This window comes from Ligilactobacillus acidipiscis DSM 15836, from assembly GCF_001435755.1.
GTDB classification, from domain to species: Bacteria; Bacillota; Bacilli; order Lactobacillales; family Lactobacillaceae; genus Ligilactobacillus; species Ligilactobacillus acidipiscis.
The window spans coordinates 1-6,160 of the sequence record NZ_AZFI01000126.1 but is presented as its reverse complement, the minus strand read 5'-3'; the positions used below and the strand labels follow the sequence as shown (position 1 = coordinate 6,160).

Genomic DNA, 6,160 nt, shown 5'->3' with positions numbered 1-6,160 from the left:
CCCAGATACCACGACGACCCAGTCAGCAATTCATCTGACCCATCGTCTTTGACATAATAGGGCAGCATCCCCATTTTTTGTTGGACCCAGCCTTTTTGCAATCCGTCTAAAGTCGGGATGACCCAATTACCTTGCGGGATCATGGCCACTTTACCGTTAAACAGCAAATCTTGGATCGACTCATCGTACTTAACAGATAAGATCGGTTTAACACTATATTGCTTGACTAGCTGCAAATACTGTTTCATTCGTTCCTCTTTAGTCCACGGGAATTTCTTGCTGTCAAAGGCTTTGACTTGATCATTTTTATAATAGTCAGATGTGAACTGGGCTGACATCGAGGTAATCGAATTGGTGTCTGCGCCGTTAAAACCGAAAACACCCTGTAGTCTTAACTTGTCTTTTTGAGCATCGATTTTTTGGGCAGCACTGACAAACTCTGCGTAATTATGGATCCGATTTGGATCGATCCCTGCTTTTTGAAAAACCTCCTTGTTAATGACCCCCCCATAGGCCTCCAAGTCAACGGGAATCCCTACCAAGCGATGTTTTTCAGTCATTCCGCCTGAAATCAAACGCGGTAAGGTATTCTTAGTGGCTGACATGTCCTTTAAAGTCAATAAGTGCTCCTTGTAGCGGTCGATTTCAGGCAAACCGCCCAGCATGATAATATCAGGTGCTTCTCCTGAAGAGAACTTAGATTGCAAAGCAGCTGCACCACCGCCTTGCCCAGAAGTTGTTAACTGGACAGAAACATTTGGATGTTTCTTTTCATACATTTTGATCAACTTTTGGTACTGCGTCGTGATCTCTGGTTTTTGGTTAAAAAAGTTAATAGTTACTTTTTTATCTTGTGTTGAGTTGGGAGACTCAGCAGATTTGCAGGCAGATAACAAAAATGGTGTTACAATAACTAGTAATAAAACTAGTAAGCATTTCAACTTTCGCATAGGTCAGCCCTCCTTGTTGTATCTTGGCACATAACTCTCAAAAAGAAATAGTCTTTTCAGTAGTCCAGCAAAGTCTCACTCATTTCTAATGGATCAGTAAAGCCCATAATTTGAAAGGTGGACACCAATGATGGCAAAAATCGAGATCAAACACTTATATAAACAATATGAAAATCAGTCGGATTATACGTTAAAAGATATTAATTTAAGTATCGAAGATAAACAGTTTGTTGCTGTTGTCGGTCCTTCAGGTTGCGGTAAGTCTACTTTGCTGCGCTGTTTTGCCGGTTTAGAAGAGATCACCAAAGGACAAGTCATGGTCGATGACCAGCGTTTCGACACGATCGATCCGAGAAAGCGCAATGTGGCAATGGTTTTTCAGGATTATGCCTTATACCCGCACATGACAGTTTTTAAAAATATGGCTTACAACCTCAAGATCGCCAGGCAAGATAAGGAGACGATCCAAGAAAAAGTTGAACAAGCAGCTGACAAATTGCAATTGACAGATTATCTTGAACAAAAACCGGCTCAGCTTTCAGGGGGGGGCAACGTCAGCGGGTCGCCTTAGGTCGGGCGATGGTCCGTGACCCAGAGATCTTTTTAATGGACGAACCGCTGTCAAACCTGGATGCTAAGCTAAGAGTTAAGACTCGCCAAGATATTATCGACTTACACCGGCAACTTGGAACAGTAACTTTATATGTCACCCATGACCAAGCCGAGGCGATGGCCCTAGCGGATAAGATCATCGTGATGCGCGACGGGATCATCATGCAATCCGGGTCGCCCGCCGACCTTTACGATGATCCGCATCATATTTTCGTAGCCAGGTTCATCGGCTCTCCCAGCATGAACATTTTCCGCGGTTTTCTTGATCCTGAGGCACACTTCAAGGTCGGCGAAACAAGTTATGATCTTTCCGCTTTGATTGCAAAAGAGCTGATCCCAAAAGAAACCCAGGAAATATTTGTCGGCTTCCGTCCTGAAAAGACCAGCCCGTTGACGCCAGCTGAAGAAGGTCAGGAACAGCCGCACGGAAAATTCACCTTCAAAGCGCAGTTGCATTACGCTGAATACATGGGTGCATATACTTTGTTGTATTTGGAAGCTCATGAGCGCAGCATCGTTTCACAACTGGAACGTAAGATCAAAGGCAGTCCGCATGACCGGCAAGTCACGCTGCAAGTCGCACCAGAAGATCTTTATTTTTTCGATGCTGAAACCGGCCAACGCATGTATGCTAATAAAGATCATTAGCTTGGCAAACGTTTGAATAAATCGATAGCAAGAAAACGCATACAATAAATCAAAAATAAAATAGGCTGAGGTTGAGGAATAAATTTTTCCTAGCCTCAGCCTATTTGAGCGATGCATATCATAGTTACCTCTCAGTATCTGACTGTAGAATAATATAATCAATAATTTTAGGCAAATGATTTAACTTAAAAACTCTCTGAAAATATCAAGCTTCTTCAACCAAATGGCTGTTGATCAGATTAAGCAACGCATCATAACTATGGTCAAATTCTAATGGATCCACTCGTTTGATATTTTCTAATTCTTCAATGTTTTTAAGCACATTTTCTGGACTGGTATCGTTGGTCTGTCTGACATAATTTAGGTCAGCGAACCAGTTATGATAAGATGTGCTGGCCTTGCCATAGCTATTGTCAAACACCAAGACCGGGGTTTGCGTAATGACTGAAAAAATCATCCCATGCAAGCGATCAGTCACCACAACTTTAGCGGCACGGATCTCGTCTAATTTATTCGTAAATAATTGCCAGCGTTCGTTTAATTTCAAGGTCGATCTGCTAGGGTCGTCTTCTTGACCATCCTCAACTTTAAAAGGCACGACTGTATCAGTTTGATAAACAGACCTATCAGACTCCTCTAAAACTGTGGTAATTTTGTCCAACGGATCATCACCCGTCACCTTTTCATCGTCGTGGCGCATGATCATTAGTACGCCATCGTGTTTTCCTCTTCCAGGCAAGGGGTCTAGCGAGAGCACCATATCACCCGTGAAGAGAACATTATTATCGAAATAGCGCTGAAAACGGCGAAACGTTTGAGTCTCACGAGCACACAAGGTCAAGTTAGGATTCTTACCATAGGCTTCCTGGCTTAACCCTAACTCCCTTTGCCCCTGCCGGCTGTTCTCATTAAAGTTGACTGATTGTGGAAATGAGACCGTCAAATTATCGATAAAAGTGCTGAAAACTTTGCGGCGTGCACGTTCATGGTTCAAGTAATAACTCCCAACATTCCCTCCCCCGATAAAGCCGATCATATCGCTGGGGCGAAGTTGTTTTTGAAGTTCAGCTATCGCTTGATCTGTCTGCGGTTCAGTGATCTCAATATAAAGTAGTTGCGGAAAATTACGCCGGAAAAAAAGTTTCTGCGCGAAACCGATCATTTGGTCGCCTAAATTATTATAAGTCGGGATCCCGAACATAAAAAAGCGTTGCTGGTGTTGAGGCAACCGTGACAAAAGTTCTGTCAGGCTTAATTTTCCTTGTGTATAATCCAAATTCCATTGACTCAACTTATTATCCATATCAACTGACATAAAAATCCACTCCTTTGACAACAAGTTTCTTTGTCTCACTAAAATAAGTTTTACATTTTATTACGTCCATTAAGATGTTAAAAGTATTTTTCATCACAAGTTAATTATAACGTATTCATTTAAAGTAATTCCACTGGTACGGACCCGCAAGTACCACCCAGCTAGTACTACAACTTCCTTTAAAATACCGTAAAAAGATCATTTGTATATTTGAATTTAAAAAATCTACTCCTATATCTAAAACATTTAGCGAACTCATTTATAAATATTATAAAACACTAAAATTTAAAGAGTATTTACTTGATTTCGCAAACATTAATCATATAATGAAGATGTAAGAGGATCACCAATATTTAAGGAGGAGTTATTATTTATGAATCAAAAATATGATTATCCTAAGACACGTGCACAACTGAACCAACTGGTCGCTGATTTGGAACAGATCCAAACCAACGTTCACCAAGTTCACTGGTATATGCGGGGCAAGCAATTCTTTAATTTGCACCCACAGATGGATGAATTCAACGAAGCATTTGCTGACGAGCTGGACCAAGTTGCTGAACGTTTGATCGCCTTAAACGGTGCACCATTTGCCACAACACATGAGTTTATCGAAAACACCGGCTTACCTGACGAAAAAATCGACTACGGTCAGTACACATTGCCAGAGTTAATGCAACGTTTAGTCGATCAGTTCAGATATGTTAGAGATCAGTTCCAAAAAGCCATCGATATTACCGATGAAGAAAATGATCAGCCAACACAGGATATGATCAACGGCTTCAAGAGCGACATCGATAAGAAAATTTGGATGCTGAATGCTTACCTTGATCAAGGACCATTTGACAAGGATTAAGCTGAACTCTTGTTAACATAATTTTAAAAATAGCTTTAATACTGAAAATGAGATGGAGAAAATCACAAACGATTTTCCGCATCTCATTTTTTAGTAACTTTTTGTTTTCAATTTCAACCCCAGCGTGACTTAAATCTATGAACTTGCTGATTTTTCAAGGCTACAGGGTGCAACCTCAAAACTTCTGGACCAGCAAGTAATTTAATTCATTGATTCGTTCTTATCCAAAATTTCGATCTGCTTCATTTCATCAGCTGACAAAGCGAAATCAAAAACATTGCTGTTTTCAAAGATCCGCTGTTCATGGGTCGATTTAGGAATCACGATCTCACCCTTTTGCAAATGCCACCGAATAATGACCTGAGCGACCGTTTTATTATGCTTCTGACCAATTTTTTGCAAGAGTGGATCTTGCAGTGCGCCATTTTTAGCACGTCCCAAGGGACTCCAAGACTCATAAGCAATCCCTAGATCTTTCAACAAGGCATGTAATTCTGGCCGTTGATAATAAGGATGTGTTTCAACCTGATCAACTGCCGGCTTAACTCGAGCATGTGCCAACAGTGTGTCGAGGTCTTTCTTCTCAAAGTTAGAAACTCCGATCGCACGTACTAAGCCTTGTGAATATAGATCTTCCAGTGCACGCCATTTTTCTAAGTAGCCTTCTTTTGGCCAGTGGATCAAGTACAGGCCCAAATGATCCATGTTCAATTTCTTCAAACTGTCTGCAAAAGCTTGCTTAGTCCCATCATAAGTTGTCACAGTATTCCAGACTTTCGATGTGACAAACAAATCATCACGTGCTATCCCGGATTCGGCTAATGCCTCACCTAAAGCCTGCTCATTACGATATAAGGTAGCCGTATCGAAATGACGATAACCAGCCTTAATTGCGGCTAAAACGGCCTGCTTGAGCACCTTATCATCCTCGATCTGGAACACGCCAAGTCCTAATTGTGGAATCTTTACACCATTGTTTAACTTGATATTCTCCATCTGTTATGCCTCCTCTTATTTCGCTAATTGTAAAAACAAAATTAAAAGTTTCGTCAAGTAAAAGGACTCACTTACAGGTGTGAAAATTTTATAGTCACCTAATTTTGACTTACACAAACTAACTGACAGCAGTGGCTTCAAACTATGTTAATCTACAACTGAGATTGTTATAATAATCATGGAAATGATTTTGTAAGAAATATAGGAGTTGTCAAAAAATGAAAGTTAGTCGTTTAGACCATATTGTTTTACCCGTCAATAATTTAGAGCAGGCTTTTCGCTTTTATCATGAAGTGTTTGATATGCAAGAGCTCCCGGAACAAAGTACCGCAGGAACAAAAACAATTCGTTGCGGCCATCAGTTGATCCGCTTGCGCCAGATCGATCAGCCTGTAAAATTACAAGCATCAGCCCCAACGAGTGGCAGCACTGACCTGTGCATCGTTGTCAAAGATAAGGCTGATGATATTATGAACCATCTTAAAAGCTATTTTGTCGACATTGTTGCAGGACCAGTTAAGCGCAATGGATCTGAAGGTCAAATGACTTCGATTTATATCCATGACTATGACCAAAACCTGATCGAGATCGCAACCTATTCCAATAAATAAAAAACACAAGCAAAAAAGTTACTTCTAGCGGACATCAGCAAAAGCAAAGTTGAAGCCCAATAGAAGTAACTTTTTTTATAACAAGGTGGAGAAATGCGAGCAGAAGCTGAGCATTAACGGACTTTAACAAGAAATCGTGGTTTTAGCGACTTGTTGTTGAAGTTAGTTAAGC

Annotated in this window: 7 protein-coding genes; 4 read left to right on the top strand and 3 right to left on the bottom strand. The window is 40.8% G+C overall.

All coding sequences use genetic code 11. The features are described from left to right. A partial coding sequence (locus FC65_RS08150) for an ABC transporter substrate-binding protein (protein WP_056972268.1) occupies positions 1 to 950 on the bottom strand: 950 nt, incomplete at its 3' end. A gap of 127 nt (positions 951 to 1,077) precedes the next feature. On the opposite strand from FC65_RS08150, the gene FC65_RS12495 reads away from it, so the two are divergent. Together FC65_RS12495 and FC65_RS12490 are read left to right on the top strand one after the other, a co-directional pair. Beyond that, positions 1,078 to 1,521, top strand: coding sequence for an ABC transporter ATP-binding protein (locus FC65_RS12495; RefSeq protein ID WP_235803109.1), 444 nt, complete (start codon positions 1,078 to 1,080; stop codon positions 1,519 to 1,521). A gap of 35 nt (positions 1,522 to 1,556) precedes the next feature. After that, positions 1,557 to 2,210: an ABC transporter ATP-binding protein gene (locus FC65_RS12490; protein WP_235803108.1), complete on the top strand. Its 654-nt coding sequence runs from the start codon at positions 1,557 to 1,559 to the stop codon at positions 2,208 to 2,210. Positions 2,211 to 2,415: 205 nt separating this feature from the next. Here the strand turns inward: FC65_RS12490 and FC65_RS08140 are convergent, their stop codons facing one another. Further along, positions 2,416 to 3,525, bottom strand: a complete 1,110-nt coding sequence (locus FC65_RS08140; RefSeq protein WP_010498245.1) for a polysaccharide pyruvyl transferase family protein — start codon at positions 3,523 to 3,525, stop codon at positions 2,416 to 2,418. A 373-nt stretch (positions 3,526 to 3,898) separates the two neighbouring features. On the opposite strand from FC65_RS08140, the gene FC65_RS08135 reads away from it, so the two are divergent. After that, positions 3,899 to 4,381, top strand: a complete 483-nt coding sequence (locus FC65_RS08135; protein ID WP_010498243.1) for a Dps family protein — start codon at positions 3,899 to 3,901, stop codon at positions 4,379 to 4,381. Positions 4,382 to 4,582: 201 nt separating this feature from the next. On the opposite strand, the gene FC65_RS08130 is transcribed toward FC65_RS08135, so the two are convergent. Continuing rightward, complete coding sequence (locus tag FC65_RS08130) at positions 4,583 to 5,377, bottom strand: aldo/keto reductase (protein ID WP_056972267.1); 795 nt, start codon at positions 5,375 to 5,377, stop codon at positions 4,583 to 4,585. Positions 5,378 to 5,595: 218 nt separating this feature from the next. On the opposite strand from FC65_RS08130, the gene FC65_RS08125 reads away from it, so the two are divergent. Then, on the top strand, positions 5,596 to 5,988 hold the full coding sequence (locus FC65_RS08125; RefSeq protein WP_010498240.1) for a VOC family protein: 393 nt from the start codon (positions 5,596 to 5,598) through the stop codon (positions 5,986 to 5,988). Positions 5,989 to 6,160 lie beyond the last annotated feature (172 nt).